The 24,069-nt window shown below is 71.9% G+C and carries 20 protein-coding genes; 8 read left to right on the top strand and 12 right to left on the bottom strand.

The window, feature by feature from the left end; translation table 11 throughout:
- Positions 1-72: 72 nt before the first annotated feature.
- Together ACLQ25_RS29990 and ACLQ25_RS29985 are read right to left on the bottom strand one after the other, a co-directional pair.
- Positions 73-2,895, bottom strand: a complete 2,823-nt coding sequence (locus ACLQ25_RS29990; protein ID WP_425734103.1) for an ATP-binding protein — start codon at positions 2,893-2,895, stop codon at positions 73-75.
- A 153-nt stretch (positions 2,896-3,048) separates the two neighbouring features.
- Entirely contained in the window at positions 3,049-3,258 is a 210-nt protein-coding gene (locus ACLQ25_RS29985) for an FmdB family zinc ribbon protein (protein ID WP_425734102.1), read from the bottom strand.
- Between the two features lie 514 nt (positions 3,259-3,772).
- Here ACLQ25_RS29985 and ACLQ25_RS29980 point away from each other — a divergent pair.
- The 5 genes from ACLQ25_RS29980 (at position 3,773) to ACLQ25_RS29960 (ending at position 11,181) form a co-directional block, all read left to right on the top strand.
- Positions 3,773-5,011, top strand: a complete 1,239-nt coding sequence (locus ACLQ25_RS29980; protein ID WP_425734105.1) for a lytic murein transglycosylase — start codon at positions 3,773-3,775, stop codon at positions 5,009-5,011.
- A 72-nt stretch (positions 5,012-5,083) separates the two neighbouring features.
- Positions 5,084-6,100, top strand: a complete 1,017-nt coding sequence (locus ACLQ25_RS29975; protein ID WP_425734104.1) for a GNAT family N-acetyltransferase — start codon at positions 5,084-5,086, stop codon at positions 6,098-6,100.
- A gap of 91 nt (positions 6,101-6,191) precedes the next feature.
- On the top strand, positions 6,192-9,467 hold the full coding sequence (locus ACLQ25_RS29970; protein WP_425734101.1) for a lamin tail domain-containing protein: 3,276 nt from the start codon (positions 6,192-6,194) through the stop codon (positions 9,465-9,467).
- Between the two features lie 191 nt (positions 9,468-9,658).
- Positions 9,659-10,228: an RNA polymerase sigma factor gene (locus ACLQ25_RS29965; RefSeq protein WP_425734100.1), complete on the top strand. Its 570-nt coding sequence runs from the start codon at positions 9,659-9,661 to the stop codon at positions 10,226-10,228.
- A 17-nt stretch (positions 10,229-10,245) separates the two neighbouring features.
- The gene (locus tag ACLQ25_RS29960; RefSeq protein WP_425734099.1) at positions 10,246-11,181 is read left to right on the top strand and encodes a CU044_5270 family protein; all 936 of its coding nucleotides are present in this window, start codon (positions 10,246-10,248) and stop codon (positions 11,179-11,181) included.
- A 158-nt stretch (positions 11,182-11,339) separates the two neighbouring features.
- Here ACLQ25_RS29960 and ACLQ25_RS29955 read toward each other — a convergent pair whose 3' ends face one another.
- From ACLQ25_RS29955 to ACLQ25_RS29940, 4 genes are all read right to left on the bottom strand, one after another.
- Positions 11,340-11,747 (bottom strand): hypothetical protein, encoded by a 408-nt coding sequence (locus tag ACLQ25_RS29955; RefSeq protein WP_425734098.1) that lies wholly within the window; start codon positions 11,745-11,747, stop codon positions 11,340-11,342.
- A 92-nt stretch (positions 11,748-11,839) separates the two neighbouring features.
- A complete protein-coding gene (locus tag ACLQ25_RS29950; RefSeq protein WP_425734097.1) occupies positions 11,840-12,577 on the bottom strand; it encodes an SDR family NAD(P)-dependent oxidoreductase in 738 nt (245 codons plus the stop codon).
- Positions 12,578-12,650: 73 nt separating this feature from the next.
- The gene (locus ACLQ25_RS29945; protein ID WP_425734096.1) at positions 12,651-13,589 is read right to left on the bottom strand and encodes an alpha/beta hydrolase; all 939 of its coding nucleotides are present in this window, start codon (positions 13,587-13,589) and stop codon (positions 12,651-12,653) included.
- Positions 13,590-13,827: 238 nt separating this feature from the next.
- Complete coding sequence (locus tag ACLQ25_RS29940; RefSeq protein ID WP_425734095.1) at positions 13,828-14,517, bottom strand: maleylpyruvate isomerase family mycothiol-dependent enzyme; 690 nt, start codon at positions 14,515-14,517, stop codon at positions 13,828-13,830.
- An 81-nt stretch (positions 14,518-14,598) separates the two neighbouring features.
- On the opposite strand from ACLQ25_RS29940, the gene ACLQ25_RS29935 reads away from it, so the two are divergent.
- Entirely contained in the window at positions 14,599-15,261 is a 663-nt protein-coding gene (locus tag ACLQ25_RS29935; RefSeq protein ID WP_425734094.1) for a TetR/AcrR family transcriptional regulator, read from the top strand.
- A 185-nt stretch (positions 15,262-15,446) separates the two neighbouring features.
- Here the strand turns inward: ACLQ25_RS29935 and ACLQ25_RS29930 are convergent, their stop codons facing one another.
- Complete coding sequence (locus tag ACLQ25_RS29930) at positions 15,447-15,794, bottom strand: MerR family transcriptional regulator (RefSeq protein WP_425734093.1); 348 nt, start codon at positions 15,792-15,794, stop codon at positions 15,447-15,449.
- Positions 15,795-15,851: 57 nt separating this feature from the next.
- On the opposite strand from ACLQ25_RS29930, the gene ACLQ25_RS29925 reads away from it, so the two are divergent.
- Complete coding sequence (locus tag ACLQ25_RS29925; protein ID WP_425734092.1) at positions 15,852-16,427, top strand: NADPH-dependent FMN reductase; 576 nt, start codon at positions 15,852-15,854, stop codon at positions 16,425-16,427.
- 9 nt (positions 16,428-16,436) lie between these two features.
- On the top strand, positions 16,437-17,963 hold the full coding sequence (locus tag ACLQ25_RS29920; protein ID WP_425734091.1) for a DHA2 family efflux MFS transporter permease subunit: 1,527 nt from the start codon (positions 16,437-16,439) through the stop codon (positions 17,961-17,963).
- Here the strand turns inward: ACLQ25_RS29920 and hemB are convergent.
- Genes hemB through ACLQ25_RS29895 form a run of 5 tightly spaced genes read right to left on the bottom strand, consistent with a single transcriptional unit; the run spans position 17,914 to position 23,628 of the window.
- A complete protein-coding gene (gene hemB / locus ACLQ25_RS29915; RefSeq protein WP_425734090.1) occupies positions 17,914-18,897 on the bottom strand; it encodes a porphobilinogen synthase in 984 nt (327 codons plus the stop codon). The two genes, ACLQ25_RS29920 and hemB, sit on opposite strands and share 50 nt — an antisense overlap.
- Positions 18,898-18,921: 24 nt before the next feature.
- Complete coding sequence (locus tag ACLQ25_RS29910; RefSeq protein ID WP_357129203.1) at positions 18,922-20,502, bottom strand: uroporphyrinogen-III synthase; 1,581 nt, start codon at positions 20,500-20,502, stop codon at positions 18,922-18,924.
- Entirely contained in the window at positions 20,499-21,467 is a 969-nt protein-coding gene (gene hemC / locus ACLQ25_RS29905; RefSeq protein ID WP_425734089.1) for a hydroxymethylbilane synthase, read from the bottom strand. The genes ACLQ25_RS29910 and hemC overlap by 4 nt, the downstream gene beginning before the upstream one ends.
- Positions 21,464-22,861, bottom strand: a complete 1,398-nt coding sequence (locus tag ACLQ25_RS29900; RefSeq protein WP_425734088.1) for a glutamyl-tRNA reductase — start codon at positions 22,859-22,861, stop codon at positions 21,464-21,466. Before ACLQ25_RS29900 ends, hemC begins: the two co-directional genes overlap by 4 nt.
- Positions 22,858-23,628, bottom strand: coding sequence for a redox-sensing transcriptional repressor Rex (locus tag ACLQ25_RS29895; protein WP_425734087.1), 771 nt, complete (start codon positions 23,626-23,628; stop codon positions 22,858-22,860). Before ACLQ25_RS29895 ends, ACLQ25_RS29900 begins: the two co-directional genes overlap by 4 nt.
- Positions 23,629-24,069: the final 441 nt, after the last annotated feature.

Raw genomic sequence — 24,069 nt, 5'->3', positions numbered from 1 at the left:
ACCACAACCCATCCCACGCCGCTTCGCGACGCGGGATGCTGCCGCGTGTCTACGCACGGTTCGATTTTCGAGTTAGGCGTGTTCGGTTTTTGTGGCGGGGTGTTGGGGTGAGGCGGGGTGGGAGAGTTCGGTGCTGAAGCGGGTCGAGTCCGCCGCCAGGTCCGGGTGTTCCACGTCGAGGGCGAGCGCTACCGCCTCGTCCAGGCTCAACTCGGCGCCCTCCGAGTACGCGTCGTCGAACGCGACGTCGCCCATCATCGCCCGCAGCTCCGCCTGCTGGTCGGCCCAGTAGCCGCCGCAGATGCCCGGTGTCGCCCGCATGCTCGCCCGGGTGGCCTGCGCCGCGCCGAACAGCCGCGCGGCGGTCGTCGGGTCCCCGCCGAGCGCGCACCGAACCGCGATCGCGTTCAGGGTGTCGCAGGCCCGGCCGTGGTAGCCGTGCCCCATCCGCGAGCGCAGCGCCACCAGCAGGTGCTCGTGCGCGGCGATCACGTCGCCCCGGGCCAGCGCGACCATCCCGAGCAGCATGTCCACCGAACGTCGGCCGCGCTCGACCGGGCGGGCGGCCTCGACCGGACGCGCCGCGCCCAGCAGGTCCGCCGCCTCCGCCAGCGCGCCCCGCCGCCAGAGCAGCTCGGCCAGGCTGAACACCGCGAACAGCGCCTCGCCCACCACGTCCTGCCCGTGCGCCCAGTCGATGACCTCCCGGCAGACCCGCTCGGCCTCGAAGAACTGGCCCATGTCCACGAGCGGCGCGGCCCGGCCGGCGAGCACCCGGGCCAGCAGACCGGCGTCACCGGCCTGCCGGGCGGCGGCCTCCGCCCGCTGCGAGTAGCGCAACTCCTCCGCGAACTCCCCGTCGGCGCCGGCGTGCAGCGAGTGCATGTGGTACGCCGCCGCCAGCTCCGCGTCCGGGATCCGCTCGCCCGTCTCGGCGATCCGTCCGTATAGCCGGAACAGCCAGAGTCGACCCTCCCGCGCCAGCCCGCGCTCGCGCCACCACTGGTCCAGCCCGCCCGTGAGGCGCAGACCGGCGCGGGCGCTGCCACCGGTGGCACACCAGCGCAGCGCGGCCCGCAGCTCGTCGGCCAGCGGATCGAGGGTGTAGAGGGACAGCGTCACGGGTCGCCCGTCCGGGCCGAGGTGGGCCCGATCCAGAGCGTGCGCCGACCAGGCCACGTGCCGGTCGCGGGCGGCCTGCTCCTCACCCGCCTCGGCCAGCCGCCGCGCCGCGTACGCCCGGATCGGGTCGAGCATCCGGTACGAACTGCCGGCGGCCCGTGGCTCGGCCAACACCATCGACTTGTCGACCAGCACCGACAGCGGGTCCAGCGGGTCGTCGCCCAGCAGCCACTCCACCGTCGGCAGGTCCACCGGCCCGGCGAAGACGGCCATCCAGCGCAACAGCCGCGCGGCCCGCGGCCCCAACGTCCGGTACGACCAGGTCACGGTGGCCTGCATGGTCAGGTGCCGTTCGGTGGCTGACCGCTGCACGGCCCGGCTCGCCGCGGTCGGCGGCGGCGTACCGATCGCCGCGGCCACCAGGTCCACGGTGTCCTGTTGGTTGCCGGACCAGCCCCGCTCCACCGGCGGTGGCTCCGGGTCCTCCCGGCCGGCGTCCAGAGTGCCGAGGACGTCGTCCAGCCGCTCGGCGAGCTGACCGACGGAGAGCACCCGCAGGCGGGCGGCCGCCAGCTCGATGGCGAGCGGCAGCCCGTCCAACCGCTGCACCACCCGGCGAAGATCGGCCGACTCGGCCGGCTCCGGCCGCCGGCCGCCACGGGCCGCAGCGGTACGGTCCAGCAGCAGCGCGACCGCATCGCTCTCCGCGCCGTCGGCACGTGGGTCGACCGAGAGCGGCGGGATCCGCCACACCACCTCACCGGGCAGGCTGAACGATTCGCGGCTGGTCGCCAGGACCCGCACGCCGCCCCCACCGGAGAGCAGCCGCGAGATGACCTCGCCGCAGGCGGCCGGTTGCGTGTCGCAGGTGTCGAGCACGACAAGCATCCGGCGGGCCGCCGCGTACTCGACGAGCGTGTCCAGCATCGGGCGGCCGGGCTCGGGCCGCAGCCCGAGCACCGCGGCGATCGCGAACGCCACCAACCCCGGGTCGGTCACCGCGGCGATGTCGACGAACCAGACCCCGTCGGGGTACGCCTCGACCACGCCACCGGCCAGCTCCACGGCGAGTCGGGTCTTCCCCGCGCCGCCCGCGCCCAGCACCGTGACCAACCGGTGCCGCTCCACCAGCGCACTCAGCTCGGCGCGCTCGACCTGCCGCCCGACGAACGACGTCACCTGGGTCGGCAGGTTGTGCGCCACGGCCTCGGCGGTACGCGGGCGGGGGAACTGCCGTTCCAGCCCGGGCGCGACCAGTTGGAACAGCCGCTCCCGGTCGTCGAAGCCACGCAGCCGGTGCAGGCCCAGGTCCAGCAGGGTGGCGCCCGGTGGCAGCGGGTCGGCCCGGCGGGCCGTGGACGCCGAGCAGAGCACCTGGCCGCCGTGGGCCGCCGCGGCCACCCGGGCCGCCCGGTGCACCTCGGGGCTGGCGTACTCGCCGTCGCGGGGCTCGGCGTAGCCGGTGTGCAGACCCATCCGTACCCGGGGCGCGGCCTCCTCGGTCGGCCAGTCATGGTTCGCCAGGGCCCGCTGGGCGGTCAGGCAGGCCGTCAACGCCGCCGCCGCGTCGTCGAAGGCCAGGAAGAACGAGTCGCCCTCGGTCAACAGTTCGGCGCCACCGGTGGCGGCCAGAGTGCGCCGCAGCAACCGTCGATGCTCGGCGAGCACCGGGCGGTAGTCCGCGCCGAGCAACTGGGCCAGCCGGGTCGAGCCCTCGATGTCGGTGAACACGAAGGTCACCCAACCGCTCGGGAGCTGGATCCGTGGCGACATGCGTGGAACCTCCGCCCGTGACGTCGGGTTCATGCTGCCTGAGTCCGAGCGGTCACGCATCGTGAGAACGGCCGGGCAGGTGCCGCCTCAAGGTGCCACTCGAATCCGGTCCCGGCAAGGGCGGTTCACGAGTCTGCCGCCGAAACCGCCGGGTCAGCAGCCGCAGGCGCCACCGCAGCAGCCGCCGCCACCGGACGCCGGCGCGGCGCCGGTGCCGCGACCGGTGACCGACACCGCCGAGAGCAACTTGACCGTGTCGGCATGACCCTGCGGGCAGGTGGCCGGCGCTCCGGCCTCCGCCATCGGACGGTTGACCTCGAAGGTGTCGCCGCAGGCGCGGCATCGGAACTCGTACCGGGGCATGCGACCAAGGGTACGTGGACCTGACGCCCGTCGGGACGTGAGTGATACTCGACGGGTGGTGGACGGCGAGGACAAGACGCGTGTGCAACCGCTTCGACCGGCCGCGCCGCTGGACGGGCCTCTGGCGGAGTCGGGCGCCGCGCCGGATCCGGCGCCTCCGGCCGTGCCTCGCCCGCGCCGTCCCTGGCTGAGCAGCGGTACGACCGACGCGAAGAGCACACCCCCGGCCCCGGCCGACGCTGCTCCTGCCTCGACAGTCGACGCCCCCGCCCCCGCCGACCGGGGCGAGGACGCCGCCGACGACGACATCGCCGCGAAGGCGGCCCCCACCGCCGATGTCGCCGCTACGGACACCGCCGCTACGGACACCGCCGCCGCGGACCGGGCCGAGGGAGACACCGACAACCCGGCGAGCGACAACACCGACGGCGACGACACGGCGAAGACCGACACCACGACCGCCGACCCGACGAAGACCGACCCGGTGAAAGCCGACCCGACGAAGACCGACCCGGTGAAAGCCGACCCGGCGAAGACCGACCCGGCGACCGCCGGCACCACGACCGCCGACCCGGCGGAGGCCGACACCACGGCCCCCGGACCGGCAAAGGCCGGCGCCACCGACGCCGACACGGCGAAGACCGGTGCCACGGCCGCCGACCCGGCGAAGGCGAAGACGGGCGACGCCAACGCCGGGACCGCCAAGACCGGCGACGGGACGGTCGCGGCGGGCGCCACCGACCTGACGGCGACCAAGGTGGACGGCGTCGCCGTCGTACCGGCGGTCACACCTGGTCGGCGGCGGCGCGTGCCGTTCGCGCACGCCGTCCGTCTGCCGCCGCCGCGCCAGGCCGCGGTGACCGCCGCCCGGGCGACCCGGGAGTGGTCCCGCCGGCCCAGCGGTCGACTCACCGTTCCCGGGGTGTTCCTGCTGGCCCTGGTCGCGGCGACCGCCGCAGCGGGAGCGCTGCTCGTCCCGGCGACCATCGGCGGGTCCAAGCCGGTGGCCGTCGATGCCTCGGCCGCACCGACCGTGGCCGTGCCGCCGGCACTGCCACTCGACCCACGGCCGACCGGCCCGCTGCCGACGGGCGCGGTGCCGACCGGTCCGCTGCCCACCGGGGCGTTCCCTCCCGGAGTCGTGCCGACCGGGCCGACCGTCGCTCCGACGATCGGCGGTCGCCCGTCGGACGCCCTGGCCGGTTGGGCGCAGGAGGTCGGGGCCAAGGTCGGCATCCCACCGACCGCCATGCGGGCGTACGGGTACGCGGAGCAGATGCTCGCCCAGTCCAACCGTAGCTGCGCGTTGAGCTGGACGACGTTGGCCGCGATCGGTCAGGTCGAGTCCGGGCACGGCTCGGCCAACGAAGCGCGGTTGGGCGCCGACGGCAAGGCGCTGCCAAAGATCATCGGACAGCCGCTGGACGGCAACGGTGGCCGGATGCGGATCATCGACACCGACCGCGGCGCGCTCGACGATGACAGGGTCTTCGACCGGGCGATCGGGCCGATGCAGTTCATCCCGACGACCTGGCAGGAGATCGGGGCCGACGCCGACGGGGACGGGATCAAGGACCCGCACGACCTGGACGACGCGGCGCTGGCGGCCGGCAACTACCTCTGCAAGGGTGGCCGCAACCTCAGCATCCCGGGTGACTGGTGGAACGCGATCCTGTCGTACAACGACGTACGGCGGTACGCCCAGGCCGTCTACGACACCGCTGACCGATACGGACGGGCCAGCCGCCTGTGATGTGATCGTCCACGCACATTGGAGGACCGGACACTTCCCCCGGGCAGCCGTTAGCGGCAAGCTAGACGGGTGATGGTGCGCGAGTGGGACCCCAGGACCGCTTCGTCCGCCGAGATCGCGTCGCTGTTGACCACGTTGAACGCGGTACTCGCGGCCGATCTGCCGCAGGACCCTCCGTGGCGGGAGACCTCCCTACGGGAGTATCTCGGCGAGGTGATGCCGGGTGAGCGGCGGATCTCCTGGCTCGCCCAGGCCGAACCGAGCGCTCCTGGCGAGGTCGGTGCCGTCCTCGGCCAGGTCCACGTGCTGTTGCTCGGTGACATCGGTGTGCTCGAGGTGCTGGTCCACCCTTCCGCACGACGCGGCGGCCTCGGTCGTGACCTGGTTCTGCGCGCGGCCCGGCGGGTCTACCAGGAGGGCTTCCAATCGATCGGCGTGGAGGTGGTCGGCGACACGCCGGCCGTGGCCTTCTACGAGTCGCTCGGCTTCACCCGGGAGTACGTGGAGACGCGCAGCGTGCTCGACCTGACGTCGGTGGACTGGGCCGAGTTGACCGAGATGGCCACCGGGATCGGCGCGGGTTACCAGCTGGAGTTCTACCCGGGGGGTCCACCGGACGACCTGATCGAGTCGTACGCGCGGGCCAAGGCCGAGGTGCGCGACGTCGAGGACGGCGAGCTACGTCCCAGCTCCTACGACCCGGAGCGCCTGCGGGACAGCCTCGACACGCTGCACCGGCGCGGCATGAAGCCGTACATCGTGCTGGCCCGGCACGAGCAGAGCGATGAGGTGGCCGGCCTGACCGAGGTCGTGGTGCCCGCGCAGCACCCGACCCGCGCCGACCAGTACGACACGATCGTCGGGCAGGACCACCGGGGTTACGGCATCGACCGGGCGATCAAGGCGCGGATGCTGCTGGAGCTGCGCTCCGCCGAGCCGGAGCTGGCCGAGGTGCAGACCTGGAACGCGCAGGCCAATGAGGCGATGCTCAAGGTCAACGCGGAGCTGGGTTACCGGCCCGACCGGGACTGGTGCGAGTACAGCGTCGACGTGGCCGAGTTGGTGCACCGCCTCGATCAGCCACGCTGAGGAATTCACGAAAGTGTCCACTAGGGGATGGACGGTGGACAGTGGGGCACCTTAACGTGCGTTGACCCCGTCCACCCATCGTGGAGGCCCTATGCGCCCGCGCCGCACAACAGCCGCGCTCGCGATCGCCACCGCCGCAGTGACCGTCACGGCCCTCGGCGTCACCCCGGGCGCGGCCAGCGCCGCGCCCACCGACCTGTTCATCTCCGAGTACGTCGAAGGCTCGTCGAACAACAAGGCGATCGAGCTGTTCAACGGCACCGGCGCTCCCGTCGACCTCACCGCTGGCGGCTACCAGCTCCAGCTCTACTTCAACGGCGCCACGACGGCGACCACGATCGCGCTGACCGGGACGGTCGCCGCCGGGGACGCCTTCGTGTTCGCCAGCGCCTCGGCCGGGGCGGCCATCCTCGCCCAGGCGGACCAGACCACCGGGGCGAGCCTGTTCAACGGCGACGACGCGATCGTGCTGCGCCGCGGCACGACCGTGCTCGACTCGATCGGGCAGGTGGGCGTCGACCCGGGCACCGAGTGGGGCACGGGCACGACCAGCACGGCGGACAACACGCTGCGCCGCCTGCCCTCGGTGACCGCGGGCGACACCGACCCGTCGGACGCGTTCGACCCCGCCGCCCAGTGGGCCGGTTTCCCGGTCGACACCTTCGACGGGCTCGGCTCGCACAGCGTGGACGGCGGTGGGCCGGTCGACGTCCCGGCGACGGTGACCTGCGGCGGCCCACTGGTCACCGCATCGGGAACGGCGGCGAGCCGGGAGGTCACCGCCACCGACCCGGACGATGAGATCGTCGACCTGGCGGTGACCGCTGTCAGCCCGACGCCGGCCGGCGGCTCGATCACCCGTACCGCGTTCACCCCCGCCGACGCGGTGGGCGGCACGGCCCGCGCCACGGTCGGCGCGAGCGCCGACCTCACGGCCGGGGCGTACACCGTGACCGTGACCGCGACCGATGCGGGCGGTGGCACCGCGAGCTGTGCGCTGGCCGTGCAGGTGACCCGGGAGCTGCCCGTCGGGGAGGTGCAGGGTCCGACCACCGACGCCGAGTCCGCCGCCGACCGGTCACCGCTCGCACCGGCGAGCGGCAACGGCACGAGCAGCACGATGTACGACGTCCGTGGCGTGATCACCCAGCGGACGCTGGCGCGTACGTCGGCCGGGGCGGAGCAGAACGGGTTCTTCCTGCAGAGCCGCAGCGGCGACACCGACGGCGACCCGACCAGCTCCGACGGCATCTTCGTCTTCATGGGCACGTTCACCTCGCTGGTCGGCGGGTACGTGCCGACGGTCGGCGACGAGGTCGTGCTCCGGGCGCGGGTGTCGGAGTACTACAACTTCACCCAGCTCTCCGGTGCCTCGCTGGTCCGTCGGATCGCCACCGGCCTGGACGTGGACACGACGGTCTCGGTTGCCGACGCGGTGCCTCCGGTCGAGTTGACCGAGGCGCAGCGCTGGTGGGAGCGGCACGAGGGCGTCCGGCTGCGGGTGCGCGCGGGCAGCGGCGCGGTGAGCGGCCGGGACGTCTTCTCGTCCACCGCCGACGCGGAGCTGTGGGTCGTCGACCGGGATGATCCGCTGCTGGACCGCGCCGACCCGTACGCCCGGCGGGTCTTCCGGGACTCGCATCCGCTGGACAATGACCCGACCCGGCGCTTCGACGACGGGAACGGGCAACGTGTGCTGCTCGGCAGCATGGGCGTGAAGGCCACGGCCGGTGACAGCACCGCGCTGCTCCCGCCGGCGCACACCTTCGACACGCTGCGCGCCGACGCGGTGGGCGGCGTCTACTACTCGTTCGAGAAGTACGGCGTGCAGGTCGAGCGGGCCGAGTTCGACGCCGGGGCCGACCCGTCGAAGAACAACCCGCCGAAGCCCGCCGACCGCTCCCAGGAGGTCGCGGTCGCGACCTACAACGTGGAGAACCTGTACGACTACCGCGACGACCCGTTCGACGGCTGCGACTTCACCGGCAACGCCGGCTGTACCGGTGTCAGCCCGCCGTTCGACTACGTGCCGAGCAGCGAAGCCGACTACCGCCAGCACCTGACGTCACTCGCCGACCAGATCGTCAAGGATCTGCACGCACCGGATCTGATCCTGGTGCAGGAGGCCGAGGACCAGGACATCTGCACCGTCTCCGGGACGGCGCTGGCCTGCGGCGACACCAACAACGCCGACGGCGCTCCGGACAGCATCCAGGAGTTGGCGCTCGCGGTGGCGGCGGCCGGCGGGCCGGCGTACGCCGCTGCCTACGACCGGACCGGCGCGGACGCTCGCGGAATCACCGCCGCGTTCCTGTACCGCACCGACCGGCTGTCGCTGGCGGCCGCGACGGCGGGCGACCCGCTGCTCGGCGCGACGCCGACCGTCCAGTACCGCGCCGCCGGCCTGCCCGGCAACGCCGACGTGCAGAACCCCAAGGCGCTCAACGCGGTGCTGCCGTCCGACGTGGACACCTCGACGGGCAAGGACGGGAACAACGTCTTCACCCGGGCACCCCAGCTGGGCAGGTTCAACGTGGCCGCGGCGCCGGGCTCGACCGAGCGGTTCACCCTGTGGGCGCTCAGCAACCACTACTCCTCCGGTCCGGATAGCCGGGTCGGGCAGCGACGGGAGCAGGCGGCGTACGGGGCGGCGATCGTCACCGCGATCGAGGCGGCCGACCAGGACGCGCGGGTCGTCTACGGCGGTGACCTGAACGTCTTCCCCCGCCCGGACGATCCCATCGCCACCGCCGCCCAGCCCACACCGTCGGACCAGCTCGCCCCGCTGTACGAGGCGGGCCTGCACAACCTGTGGGACAACCTGGTGGCGGACGTGCCGGCCTCGGCGTACTCGTACAGCTTCGAGGGGCAGGCGCAAACGCTCGACCACCTGTTCGTCAACGACGCGCTCTACGGCGACCTGGTGCAGGTGCGGGCGGCGCACGTCAACGCCGACTGGCCGGCGGAGTTCACCGGTGACGGCTCACGGGGTTCCAGCGACCACGATCCGCAGGTGGCGAGGTTCCGCTCGCGGGCGGCGTTGACCGTCGCCGACACCACGGTGGTCGAGGGCGACCAGGGCACCCGGCAGATGGTGTTCACCGCCACCGTCTCACGGCCGCTGTCGCAGCCCGTGCTGCTGTGCGCCGCGACCGTCGGTCTCACGGCGCAGACGGGCTCGGACTTCGACGCGTACGCCGGCTGCAAGGTGTTGGCCGCCGGTGACACCTCGGTGACCTTCCCGGTCAGCGTGCGGGGTGACCGGCGACGCGAGTCGGACGAGAAGCTGACGCTGCTGGTGGCCGGCGTGCCCGGCCTGCGACTGGCCGACCCGCTCGCGACCGGGACCATCACCAACGACGACTGACGACCCACGCGCCAGCGCGCTCGATCCAGGACGTAGTGGCCTCCGCCGATCAAGGAGGCCACTACATCCTTGTTTTCGCCGGAGTTGCCGCGCGGACGCGGTGGCGACGGGACGAAGGGCGGTCGGATGTAACGCCACGTCGTCGCCGAGCCAATGAAGGGGTGTAAGGACGGCCAACGAGAGGACGGCCCGTGAACAGCCCGAGCTCCGGCGGGGACGACCTGACCACCATCGGTACGGATCCGGCCGCTTTCGAACGCTTCTACCGTCGGCACGTCGAGACGATCGGCCGGTTCGTGGCCCGCCGCGTCGACGACCCACACACCGCCGCGGACCTCACCGCTGAGGTGTTCCTGGCGGTGATCGACTCCGCAGCCGGTTACCGGCCCGAGCGCGGTAACGAACTGGCCTGGCTCTTCGGTGTGGCCCGGAACGTCATCGCCGCCGAGCACCGCCGGGCGACCCGACTCATGCGGGCCGGTGGTCGGCTGGCGGGACGGCGGCTGTTGGACGCGGACGACATCGCCCGGATCGAGGAGCGCATCGACGCGGAATCGCTGGCCCGGCGCACCTATCGGGCCCTCGGAGGGCTGCCGGAGCACACGCGCGCCCTGCTGGAACTCGTCGCCGTGGATGGTCTGTCCCTTACCGACGCGGCCGGCGCGCTCGGGATCTCCCCGGTCGCCGCCCGGGTCCGCGTGCACCGGGCCCGCCGGGCGATTCGCCTCGCGCTCGCCACGTCCGAATCCGCGCTGGTCTGACCGGAGGAATGAGCGCCATGACCCACACCGAGAAGCCACTGGGCACCTTCGAGGAACGACTCCTCACCGAGCTTCGGGAGCACATCGCCACCCGGTCTCCCGAGACGGCCGCGATCGCGCCTGCGGTCCGTACGCCCCGCCGGAACGTCCGGTGGCGCGCACCGGGCTGGCGGCTGGCGGGCATTGGCGGGCTGGTCGCCCTGCTGACCGTCGGCGGGCTCCTGACGCAGACGCTCGGCGACGCCCCGCCGACGGCGAGCGCGGCGGAGGTCCTGACCGAAGCGGCGGATTCGGCCCGTCAGCAGCCCCCCCTGGTGGCCCGCCCCGGCCAGTACCTCTTCGTCGAACTGCGACTCACCTACCGGGAGCGGCCGACCGCCGGCCCGTACGTCGTCGAGCGGCTCCAACGCTGGGTGCCGGTCGGTGACGGCACGACCTGGCAGCAGCGACGGCGGCTGGAGAGCCGCCCCGACGAGTGGCGTACCGACGACGTCTCGGACATGTCACCGCCGCCCGGCTACTTCCAGGGCCTACCCACGGAGCCGGAGCAGATGGCCCAGTACCTGCGGGACCACCCGGTCCCCGTGGACCTGCCCGCCGGCGCGGACCTGGAGGCCATCAGGAACGACCCTACGACGATCTTCGGCGACGGAAAATGGATGCTGGAGGGCTACGTGCCACCGCGGTCGCGCGGCGCGCTGTTCGAGGCGATGGCACAGGTGCCCGGCGCCACCGTGCTGCCCGGCGAGATCCGGGACGCCGCCGGCCGGCGAGGAGTGGCGCTGCGGACCCCGGGCGTGATCGGCGCCCACATCGACCTGATCTTCGATTGGGAGACCCACGCCTATCTCGGTACCCGCGATGTCCTGGTACGCGACGGCAAGGAGTCGCTCTACACGAGCGCCGCCGTCACGCGGATGGCGATAGTCGACCAGCGGGGGCAGGTGCCCTGATCGTTCGGGCGCGGGCGACGGCCGGCGGGTCGCGGACCAGGCGGGGTCAGAGGTCGCAGAGGCGGCGACCGGAGCCGATCAGGGCGGCTTCATCGACGCGGGGTGACCTGGGTGGTGTCAGCGTGGGACGCCGGCTGACGGTGCGGTTTGCAGATCGGTCAGGGTGGCGCGGTGAGGCGGCTGAGGAACGCAGATGTGTTCAATGGTTGCTCTGGAAGCGACGTCGGCGCGTCCGCACGTGGGCCATCAAGGAGAATCGGGAGAAGGCGGCGCCAGAGCCGTGGGTTCGCCTCGCCGAAGGTCTCGATGAGGTGAGCCATCAGGGACATCAGGACCCCGATGTCGGTGGTTGCGACGTCGGCTCGGATCACCCGCTGCTCGCGACCGCGCTGCAACAGTTGGTCGATGCAGCGCTCGACACGCGCCCGGACGTTGCCGGCTCCAGAGTCCTCAGTCGGCGCGCCTCTCAGAAGCTTCCCGAGGGCGCGTTTGTTCGCCTGCGGTTCGAGCACCGCCTCGCGCCAGGAGCCGCACGCGAGGCGAGGTTGATGATGGATGTCGCACACGGAGCTTCTTTCGGGGTTGTGGTCGGGCGCCACTTGATGGTGGTGTCTGGCGCCACGACCCATCACCGCGGGTATCTGAGCTTCGCCCGTTCTCATACGATGGTGCGGCCGCCGTTCACGTCCAGCACGGTGCCGGTGACGAACCGTGCCTCTTCGCTGACGAGGAACGCGATGGCTGCGGCGATGTCTTCCGGATCGGCGACGAAGCCCAGCGGGGCCTGCGCTGCGAGTAGCTGCAGGTACTCTCCCAAGGCTTCGGATCCCGGAGTACGGGTCGGGCCGGGGCTGACGGAGTTCACGCGCACGCCGGCGGGGCCGAACTCGGCTGCCCAGCTTTTGGTGAGCAGGTCCAAGGCGGCCTTACTCGCCCCGTAGACCGACAGACCGGGGAGCGCGACTTCGGCGGCGAGTGTGGACACGTTGACGATCGCTCCACCGCCGCGTGCTGCCATCGCGGGCGCGATGTTCGCGACCAGGTAGAACGGGGCCTTCAGGTTGGTGGCCAGCACTGCGTCGAAGGTCGACTCCTCGGTGCCCGCGGTCGGGCCACCGGCCCCGATTGCCGCATTGTTCACCAGGATGTCGAGGGCTCCGCCGGCGACCTCGGTGGCCTTGGCCGCGAGTTCGACCGCGGACTGCGCATCACGCAGGTCCGCGCGGACGAAGTGAGCCTCGTTTCCTTCGGAGCGGATCTGCTCCACTACCTCCTGCCCTCGCTGCGTATCACGGCCGGACACGACGACACGGATACCGCTGCGGGCGAGCTTGAGCGCGGTGGCGCGACCGATTCCGCTCGTCGAGCCGGTGATGAGGGCGATCTTGGTGCTCACGAGATCTCCTTGCTGGTGGTTTCTGACGATCTGGGGATGCGACCGGATGACGTGGGCCAGAGAACGGTCGGTGCTAAAGGCCCTGAAGGAAGGCGACACGATCTGCGAACGCGCTCTGTGCGATGCGGGAGTTGGGCGCGAGTTGATCGAAACCGTGGAATGCGCCGGGGCGCACCGACAGGTGCACGGGCACACCGTGTTCCATGAGTCGCGTGGCGTAGGCGACCGTCTCCGCGCAGAAGAGATCCAGTTGGCCGACCTCGAGGTAAGCCGGTGGCAGATCGTGGAGTGAACCTGCGCGGACGGCGGAAGCGGAGGCAGGCACGTCCTCGGTGCCGTACTTGTCACCGAGGTAGGCCCGCCAGCCGGTGATGTTGTCGGCCACCGACCAGGCAAGGAACGGCTCGACCGCCGAGTCGGCAACTGCGGTGCGGTCGTCGAGCATCGGGTAGATCAGGATTTGCGCGGCCACGGGCCCGATCTGACGGTCACGACACACCAGCGCGGTCGCTGCGGCGAGGCCGCCTCCGGCGGAGTCGCCCATGAGCGCGACGCGGGCCCCGGGTACGCGCTCCGCGGCGTGCTCGATTGCCCACTGGACCGCGGTGACGCAGTCTTCGACCGCGGCTGGGAACGGCGATTCGGGTGCCAGGCGGTAGTCGACCGCGATCACTGCTACCCCGGCCTCCGAGGCGTAGCGGCGGCAAACGTGGTCGTAGCCGTCGAGGCCCCCGGCGATGAGACCACCTCCGTGGACATAGACAACGAGTACGTTCGGAACGTTCTTTGGCTTGTAGAGGCGTAGCGGAATGGCGTGCCCATCCGAGGACGGCACGGTGAAGTCCACGATCTCAATGCTGTCGTCGGGTGTGGCGACGGCAGCCAGTCCGTTGTAAAGGGTGTCGATATTCGCCCGCCGCGTCTTCCAGTCATCGACGACCGGCGGCGTGGGTGGGGCGGCGGCTGCGATCGCGCTGGCGGCCTCGAAAAGTTCCTTGTCGATGCTGAACATGTAATCCTCTAAATTTCTCGTGAAACCGGCCCCGGTCCGCTGCGCTCTTGAACGGCCAGCCAGCCGGGATCCGTCTGCTTCTCGCGCGGAGCGGCACTTCGTATGCCGCCAACAGGACACGTACAACGTACGTAAGCCTGTCTCGCGTACGTTGTACGTGTCAAGTGATCTGGGACACCTCTCGTCGAGGGCTGGGCTCGGCCCGAAGCAACTGGGCCGCATGAGGCCCGGTTTCGTTTCAGAGTCGGCTTGTCAGGGTGGCGACGCCGCTGCCGGTTAGGTCGGGGATGGCGTGGTGTCGGCCGGCGAGGACGGAGATGATGTTTTCGGCGGTGCCGAGCACTTCGAGTGCCCGCTCCGACGAACGCGACCAGTTCGTATCCGTGGCGCGGAAGGCAAGGCCCCGAGTTCGCGCGGCCGCGGGGATGAACGGGTTGGGCACGCGCGTCTCGACGGCGAGGACCGCGTCGGTCACCTGCGGCGACAGGACGCCGGACCGGCCGAGCGCGAGCGCGATATCGAGGTGGTGGACGGCGTGGTCACCGAGCATCAGCGGCGCCGGCAGTAGGCGTCCGATACCTTTCGGGCGCGCCCGGGCGCGGTCGAACGCGTCAATTAACTCCCGAGCGGTGCACCTGCTGGCGTACTCGCGACTGAGGACGTCGTTTGCCGCGTCGAACGACCAGTGCCGCCGCGCCATCGCGAGCAGCAGCCGGGGTGGCGGTAGGCGCATGCCGAGCACGAGGTGGGCGAGCACATCCTTGTTCGTCCAGCCCGCACAGAGGCTGGGGCGCTCCCACTCTTCGTCGGTCAGGGTGCGAGCGAAAGCGAGGAACGCGTCATCTTGGTGTCGAACAAGGTCGCGGAAGCCGGTTCCGCTCCTGCGGCCGACCTGGAACGGCAGGCCCCTCGGGTTCGTGACGGTCACTGGACCCCTCCTCATCATGCGTACGTTGTACGTATAGTAGCCTCAGATACGTACGCCGTACCTAAGCCGGGAGTGGCCAGCATGAGAGCCCGTTTCACCCTCGCGGACATCCAGCAACACGCGCTGGCGATCGTCGACCGGGACGGCCTGGCCGGGCTCACCATGCGCTCTCTCGCGGCGTCCCTGCAGACGGGCGCCATGACTCTTTACAACTACGTCGACAGCCGCGAAGCCCTCGAGGAACTCGTGGTCGACGCCGTCTCCGCCCTCGTCGAGATACCAGAGCCCACCGACGACTGGGTGGCGGACACGCGCGCGGTGGCCACGGCCCTGTGGCGAACCTTCCGCGCGCATCCCGCAGCCATCCCGCTCGTACTCACCCGCCGCACCTCCTCCCGCGCCAGCCTCGCCCCAGCCGAGGCACTCGCGGCAGCACTGGCACGCGGCGGCCTGGACGGCGTCGACCTTTTCGTCGCATTCCGCACCGTCTCGGCCTTCGTCATGGGTATCGCCCAAAACGAGCTAGCCGGCCGGCTATCGCGCGAGGAGGATGCCAGCTCCGCCGCCCAACGCGTCGCAGCGCTCGCACCCGACGCACTCCCGACCCTCTCGAAACTGGCCCCAGTCGGCGCCGCCTTCACCGGCCAGGAATTCGAGCGAGGTTTGACGGTCGTGCTCAACGGCCTCGTGCACACACCCCGTCCATTCGCTTCCAACGACCAGGCATCTGGTCTTTCTGATTGATACCTGTAGCCGGCTCTGATCACGCGCAACAACCTGCTGAGCCGCGGCGAGTCCGCCGCTCCGGCGGCTCCCAACCGGTGGAGACCTCGGTCCAGAATTCGGGCAGGTTGTCTGGATGGGTCGCCCTGATTCGTTTGCCGTCGTCCGGGCGCGGACCACTACCGGCGGATCGGGGCCCACGCGTGTCAGAGGTCGCAGAGGCGGCGACCGGAGCCGATGTCGTCAAGCGCCGCGTGCAGGTCGCGGATGCGCCGCTCGGCCTCGGCGGTCAGCCGATCGTGCAGGCCCTGCCAGTCGGCCAGCTGGGGGTCGGGAGGCAGGGCCGCGAGCAGGTCGCGGATCTCGTTGACGGTCAGACCAACGCGCTGGGCCACCCGTGCCACCCTGATCCGGCAGGCCGCGTCCGCGTCGAAGCGCCGCTGGTTGCCGCCGGTGCGGGCAGCCGTGATGAGTCCCTGCCGCTCGTAGAACCGCACGGCGGAGCCGCTGACACCGCTCTCCCGGGCTACCTCGCCGACCGTCAACGTGCCCATCGCCACTCCCCCGCCGCCATTGACTTCACCATTACTTCAAGTCCTAGCGTCCGAGGCATGACTACGCAAGAGGACACCGTTCCGCCGACCGTCGCCGTGCTCGTCGGGAGCGTCCGGCAACCTCGGGTGGGCCGCTCGATCGCCAACTGGTTCGTCGCCCACGGCGAACGTCGCGCGGACCTGGACCTGGACCTCATCGACCTCGCCGAGGTGGAGCTGCCGTTCGCCGACACTCCTCCCGGAGGTAACTCGGCAAGCCCCATCAGCGCCCGCTTGGCCGCGGCCGACGCGTTCGTGGTGGTGACACCCGAGTACAACCACAGCTTTCCGGCCGCCCTGAAGAACGCCATCGACTGGCACTACCGGGAGTGGGCCCGCAAGCCGGTGGCCTTCGTGTCGTACGGCGCCGGCTCCGGCGGTATCCGCGCGGTCGAGCAGCTCCGGCTGGTCTTCGCCGAGGTGCAGGCCGCCACGACCCGGTCCGGGGTGGTGCTCCGGGCACCGTGGGAACGACTCGACGTCGCCGGTCGGCTGGTCGACGACGAGCCGCTGCGGCAGGCGGCCGACGCCACGCTCAGCGAGCTGGCCTGGTGGGCCGAGGCGCTGCGCAGCGCCCGCCGGCTCCGGCCCTGAGCCGGCGACATGGACGCGTCTGCGCGACGACTCGGCTGGTACCTGACCCTGGGTGGCCTGCTCGCGGTGATCGACACCACGGTCACCGTGGTGGCCCTGCCGAGGCTGGTCGACGACCTCGACACCAACCTCACCACGATCGGCTGGGTCACCAGCGGCTACGCGCTCGCCCTGGTCGCGGTGATGCCCACCGCGGCCTCGGCGATCAGTCGCTTCGGCGCCCGCCGCACCTACCTGACCGCGCTGCTGCTGTTCACCGCCGGCTCCGTGCTGGCCGGGGCCGCCTGGAGCGTCGGGTCGCTGATCGCGTTCCGGGTGCTCCAGGGGCTGGGTGGCGGACTGCTCAACCCGGTCGGGATGGCCGTCGCGCTCGCCGCGGTTCCGCCGGGACGGCGCGGACGGATGATGAGCCTGCTCGGTCTTCCGGTGCTGGTCGGGCCGCTCATCGGGCCGGTGCTGGGTGGGCTGCTGCTCGACCACGCGTCCTGGCGGTGGATCTTCTGGATCAACCTGCCGGTGGGGCTGGTGGCGCTGGTGCTCGGCCGGTCGGTGCTGCCGGTCGCCGACGCGGGACGGCTACCGGTCCGACTGGACGTCGTCGGGCTGCTGCTGCTCTGCCCCGGTCTTGCGCTGGCGGTGTACGGCCTCAGCGTCACCGGCGAGCGGGGCGGGGTCGGCACCGCATCCGTGCTGCTGCCGCTCGCGCTCGGCGTCCTGCTGGTGGTCACCTTCGCCGTGCGGGCCGGCCGGGTCCGGCAGCCACTGCTACGCCTGGCCGTGCTCCGCGCGCCGGGGATGACCCCCGGCGCCGCGACGGTGGCCCTCTTCGCCGCCGGATACTTCGGCTCTTTCCTGATCATCCCGGCCTACGTGCAGGTGGTACGCGGTGACTCGGCCACCCTGGCCGGGGTGATCGGCATCCCGCAGGCGCTGACCACCGGGCTGACGCTCCAAGTCGCGACCCGGCTCGTCGATCGCGTCTCGGCGCGGCGGGTGGTCGGGCTGGGCATCTGCACCGCCGTGGCGGGCACGGTGGTCCGGGTGCTGGTGCTCGACGCCGACACGTCGTACCCATTGCTGGCCGCGCTGGGCGCGGTCATCGGCCTGGGCATGGGTGCCACGCTGATGCCGACGATGACGGCGGCCAGCCGGTCGCTTCCGCCCGACGACGTGCCGTCCGGCTCCACCCTGCTCACCACGGTGTCACACACCTCGGTCGCGGCCGGCACGGCGCTGATCGCCGCCGTCCTGTCCTTCCTCACGGACCGGGCGGCCCCGAGCCTCGGCGGCGGGGGCATCACGGCGGCCGGACGGCTCGACCCGGCCGGACGGCTCGACCTCGCGCCGGAACTGGCGCTGGCCACCCGGCTCGCGCTGGCGGTCTCGGCCGTGCTGTTGGCGCTCGCCTGGCTGACCAGCCGGCGACTTCCGACCACCGTCGCGGGTGCCGACGAGGCGGTTGGCCCGGACGGAGCCGGGGAGCCGCTCAGTAACGCTGGCGGAGCAGACCGGCGGCCTCGACCGCCCAGTAGGTGAGGATGATCTGCGCGCCGGCCCGCTTGATCGAGGTGAGGGTCTCCATCATCACCCGCTCCCGGTCGATCCAGCCGTTCGCGGCGGCGGCCTCGACCATCGCGTACTCGCCGGAGACCTGGTAGGCGGCGACCGGGACGTCCACCGCGGCCCGGACCGCCGACACCACGTCGAGGTAGGGCAGCGCCGGCTTGACCATCACCATGTCGGCGCCCTCGGCGACGTCGAGAGCCACCTCGCGCAGCGACTCGCGCACGTTCGCCGGGTCCTGCTGGTAGCTGCGCCGGTCACCTTCCAGCGCCGACTCCACGGCGTCGCGGAACGGGCCGAAGAACGCCGAGGCGTACTTCACGGCGTACGCCAGCACCGCCACGTCCTGGTGCCCGGCGGCGTCGAGCGCCCGGCGTACCACGCCGACCTGGCCGTCCATCATCCCGGACGGCCCGACGACGTCGACCCCGGCGGCGGCCTGGGCCACCGCCATCTCGGCGTAGGCGGCCAGGGTGGCGTCGTTGTCGACGTCGCCGTCGGGGGCGAGCACCCCGCAGTGCCCGTGCGAGGTGAACTCGTCCAGGCACAGGTCACTCATCACGACGGTGGCGTCACCGACCTCGGCCACCACGTCGCGGATGGCGACGTTCAGGATGCCGTTCGGGTCGATGCCGCCGGACCCGGTCGGGTCCCGCTGCTCGGGGACCCCGAAGAGCATGATCCCGCCGACGCCGGCCTGTACGGCCTCGGCCGCCGCCTTGCGCAGCGAGTCCCGGGAGTGCTGAAGCACCCCCGAGAGCGACGCGATCGCCCGCGGCTCGGTCAACCCTTCCTTGACGAACATCGGCACGACCAGCTCGGCCGGGTCGACCCGGGTCTCGGACACCAGCCGGCGGATCGCCGGGGTGCGGCGCAGACGGCGGGGCCGGATCTCGGGGTACGACATGGAAGGGTCCTCCTGAAACGACGACTACCGGAAGCGCAGGGCGGTCGGCCCCTGCACCTTCGAGCCGCGGCGCTGCTTGGCCGGCATGGCGGCCAGCTTCTCGCGCAACTCGACGGCGTAGGCGGCGAGCGCCTCCACCAGGTCGGGCACCGAGGCGTGCGGCGGCTGGACGTCGACCCGAAGGCCGAACTCCGTCGCGGTCTCCGCCGTCTTGGGCCCAATCACGGCAACAACCGTGCGCGCGTGCGGCTTCCCGGCGATGCCGACGAGGTTCCGCACGGTCGAGGAAGACGTGAAGAGCACCGCGTCGAACCCGCCCGACTTGATCGCGTCCCGGATCTCGGCCGGCGGCGGCGCAGCCCGCACCGTCCGGTACGCGGTCACGTCGTCGACCTCCCAGCCGCGCTCGGTGAGCCCGGCGGCGAGCGTCTCGGTAGCGATGTCGGCGCGCGGCAGCAGCACCCGACCGACCGGGTCGAGGATCTCGTCGTGCGGCGAGAACTCGGCCAGCAGCCCTTCGGAGGACTGCTCCCCGGCGGGGATCAGCTCCGGCTGGATACCGAACGCGCGCACCGCGTCAGCGGTCGCCTCGCCGATACAGGCGATCTTGACGCCGCCGAAGTGCCGGGCGTCCAGGCCGTGCTCGGCGAACTTCTCCCAGACCGCGCGGACCGCGTTCACCGAAGTGAAGATCACCCAGGCGTACCGGCCGTCGACCAGGCCCTTGACCGCCCGCTCCATCTGCGCCGGGGTACGCGGCGGCTCGACCGCGATGGTCGGCACCTCGCACGGGATCGCCCCGTACGCGCGCAGCCGTGCGCTCATCACGCCGGCCTGCTCCTTGGTGCGGGGAACCAGCACCTTCCAGCCGTACAGCGGGCGGTTCTCCCACCAGCTCAGCTTGTCGCGCTGCCCCACCCCGACACCGACGGTGAGAACCACCCGGCCGGTGAAGCCGAGCGCGGCGGCCACGAAGCTGTCCACGGTCGACGTGGTCGTGTACTGGGTCTCGCCGGTGCCGTCACCGGTCACCCCGACACCGGTCGTGCCGTCGACCCCGGCGGCCAGCAGCCCGTCCCGGACGGCGGCGAGGTCACCGGCGTCCACGGCGAGCGCGAGCGAACCCCGGCCGACGGCGGCGGCCAGCGCCTCGAAGTCCAGCGCGCTGACGTCCTCGACGTCGGCGGCGGTACGCACACCCGGCAGCGGAACACCCGCGTAGGTGGCCACACCCTCGGCCTGACCGACGCCGGGCACCACCTCGAAGTGGGCGGCGGTACGGGCGACGGCCTGCACCTCCTTGACCACCGAGTCGTGGCCGAACGGGTCGCCGGCGACCAGGTGCACCGCGTTCAGCCCGGACCGGGCGGCGGAGATCAGCACCTTCGCCACGTCCCCCGGGGCGCCTTCGGCCGGGGTGAACTCGGCGTCGTCCCTGGCCTCGGCGCGCACGGCGGCGAGCAGCGACTCCGGGACTCCCCGGTCGTAGATCACCTGGTCGGCGTCGACCAGGGCGTCGTGCGCCCGGCGGGTCAGCAGACCTGGGTCGCCGGGGCCCGCCCCGACGAACGCGATACGGCCGACGGGCTTACGGGTGCGGGTCATTCTGTGCTCCCAAATTGCTGGGTCCCCGGGCCGGTGTGTCCTTCGTGGCCGAGGATCGAGTCGGCGCCGAGTTCGAGGAGTTCGGCGGCGAGTGCCTTACCGATCTCCGCAGCGTCGGCGGGCGTTCCGGTGCGGGACAGCCGGATGTCACGAGTGCCGTCCGGGCTGATCACCGCCCCGCGCAGGTAGATCTCGTCACCGTCTTCGCCTTCGGCGAGTTCGGCGTAGGCGGCGACGGGTGCGCTGCACCCGGCCTCCAGGGTGGCCAGCAACGCGCGCTCCGCGGTGACCGCGGCGTGCGACGGTGCGTGGTCGAGCGTTCCGAGCAGCTCGATCAGATCCTGGTCGTCGACCCGGCACTCCACTGCCAGCGCGCCCTGGGCGGGCGCGGGCAGCATCAGCATCGGGTCCAGCGTCTCGGTGATCACGTCGGCCCGACCGATCCGGGCCAGGCCGGCCCGGGCCAGGACGACCGCGTCGAGGTCGGCATCGGGGCCGAGCACCCGCGCCAGGCGGGTGTCGATGTTGCCGCGGATCGGGGTGACCTCCAGTTGCAGGCCGAGCGCGTGCAACTGGGCGATACGGCGCAGCGCGCCGGTGCCCACCGTGGCGCCGGGCGGCAGTTCGGCGAGTGTCCGGCCACCGCGGGCGATCAGTGCGTCGCGGGGATCCTGCCGGGGCGGTACCGCCGCGATGTGCAGCCCGCCAGCGGCGGCCGTGGGCAGGTCCTTGTACGAGTGCACCGCGAAGTCGATCGTCCCGGCGGTCAGCGCGTCGCGCAGCGCGGAGACGAACACCCCGACGCCGAGCCGGTGCACCGGCGCGCTGGAGCGGTCGCCTGCGGTGACCACCTCGACCAGCTCGACCGGGCGGCCGGTGGCGGCGGTCACCGCCTCGGCGACATGGCCGGACTGGGCCAGGGCCAGGGTGCTGCCCCGGGTGCCGAGGCGCAGGGGGGCGGTCATCGCGCACCTCCGGTGGGCGGGACGGGGTCGGTGGCGTCCGAGCCGGGCACCGGGTCGCCGTCGGCGAACGGCATGCCGATCTCTGGGCTCAGCACGTCGGGGACGGTGTCCACCGGCGAGGTCTGCGGCACCTGCAGGTCGAACAGCTCACGCAGCAGGGCGGCGTACTGGTCGCCACCGGGCTCGGCGGCGAGCTGGCGGACCTTGACGGTGGGCTGGTGCAGCAGCCGCTGAACCACGCGGTGCACCGTACGGGCCACCTCGGCGCGCAGGTCGTCGCCGAGGTCGGGACGGCGCTGGGCCAGGCGACGCAGCTCGGTGGTGACGACGTCGTCGGCGCGACCCCGCAGCGCCGCCACGGTGGGCGCCACGTCGGCGCCGCGCAGCCAGGTGAGGAAGCCCTCCACCTCGCCGGTCACGATTCCTTCGACGGCGGCGGCGTCCGCCGCGGCCGGACCGTCGGCGAGCAGTGCCGCCATCCGGTCGATGTCGATCACCTGGACGCCGGCCAGGTCGGCGACGCCCTCCTCGACGTCGCGCGGAACGGCCAGGTCGAGCAGGACCAGCGGGCCCCGGCCCGGGTCGCGCTCGGCGAGCGCGGCCCCGACGACCGTCCGGGTGAGGACCGGTTCGGTGGACGCGGTGGCGGCCACTACGATGTCCACTGTGGAGAGCGTGGCGGCCAGCTCGGTCATCGGCGCGGCGCCCGCACCGTACGACTCGGCGAGCCGGACGGCCCGGTCGATGCCCCGGTTGGTGACCGTGAGCGGCCCGGCGCCCAGCCGGGACAGCGTGGCCACCCCGAGCGAGCCCATCGCACCGGCGCCGATCACCAGGGCCGGGTGGCCGGCGAGGTCACCGTCGAGGTGCCCGGCCGCCAACTCCAGCGCGGCGGTGACGACGCTCTGGCCGGCCCGGTCGATGCCGGTCTCGGCGTGGGCCCGCTTGCCGACGCGCAGCGCCTGCTGCATCAGCTCGTGCAGCAGCCGGCCGGCCGAGTCGGTGCCGGTGGCCCAGTGGTACGCGTCACGCAACTGGCCGAGGATCTGCGCCTCGCCCACGACCATGGAGTCCAGCCCCGTGGCGACGCGGAAGACGTGGTCCACGGCGGCGGTGTCGTAGTGCACGTACAGGTGGTTGGCGAGCGCCGCCGGAGTGCTGCCGGCCTGCTCGCCCAGGACGGCGCAGATGTCGCCGAGCCCACCGTGGAAACCGGACACGGCGGCGTAGACCTCCACCCGGTTGCAGGTGGAGACGAGCACCGCCTCGCTCACGTACGGCTGAGCGACCAGGCGGTCCAGGATGCGGGTGAGGTCGGCGGGGGGCACGGCCAGCTGCTCCAGCGTGGCGACCGGGGCGGTCCGGTAGGACGCGCCGACGACGAGCAGTTTCACGTGCCGATCGCCTCCTGGGTGTCGGTGGCCGCGAGACCGCCGGGCAGGGCGGTGAGAGCGGACCCGCCGGTGGCGGGCAGCGCGGTCAGCGACGCCTTACGGTGCTCGTGGAAGGACAGAATCTGCAGCTCGATGGCGAGGTCGACCTTGCGCACGTCGACCCCCTCCGGAACAGAGAGTACGCAGGGCGCGAAGTTGAGGATGCTCGTCACGCCGACCGCGACCAGCTGATCGGCGACCCGCTGGGCGGCGGCGGCGGGGGTGGCGATCACGCCGATCGCGATGGACTCCTCCACAGCGACCGCGGGCAGGTCGTCGACATGCCGGACCACCAGCCCGTTGATCTCCTCGCCGACCCGGGAGGGATCGGCGTCGAACAGTGCGGCGATCCGGAAGCCCCGGCTGGCGAACCCGTCGTAGCCGGCCAGGGCGTGACCGAGATTACCCACGCCGACCAGGGCGACAGCGCGACGCTGTGTGAGCCCGAGCACGTACTCGATCTGCTCGATCAGCAACGCGACGTCGTAGCCGACGCCCCGGGTGCCGTACGAGCCGAGGTGGGAGAGGTCCTTGCGGAGCTTCGCGGAGTTGACTCCGGCGGCCGCCGAGAGACCCTCACTGGAGATCGTTTCGTGGCCGGCGTCGGCGAGGTTGTGCAACGCGCGCAGGTATTCCGGGAGCCGAGCGACGGTCGCCTCGGGAAGGTCCGGAAGCGCCGGTACGGCACCGGCGCGGCCGGGCGCACCTGGCGGACGGTGCTGACTCATGAGACTCCGTGCGGTGCGATCCTCGGCCAACTCTGCTGGTCGGCCGCTTATGGACTCCCGCTGGCGACCGTGGTTTCCGGCTGTGCTAGCAGGGCGCGTCGGAACTACAGAGTAGGCGCTTGTGAAGACGTGCACAAATCGCGATCTTGCCGCTCCAACACGCGACCCCACCCGCCCCTCCATTCCACAAGATCGATTGAGCGCTCACCGCCCGCGCGATTATTGCTCAATCCCGACTTCTCTGACCAATCCCGCGCCACCCACCCCCACCTCCCCCAACCCCGCCCCAACCCCGCCCCCGACCGCGCAATCTTGCACTTTCTGTCGTTCCATAACGTCCGCAGCTACGCAAATCATCGACAGCAACTGCAAGACGCTTCTATGTACGTGGTGATCGGTTCGGCTGGTTGCCGCTAGGTTCGGCGTCGATGATCACTTGGG

The organism is Micromonospora sp. DT44 (assembly GCF_049841635.1).
Taxonomy (GTDB): domain Bacteria; phylum Actinomycetota; class Actinomycetes; order Mycobacteriales; family Micromonosporaceae; genus Micromonospora.
This window is presented reverse-complemented; position numbering and strand designations above follow the sequence as displayed.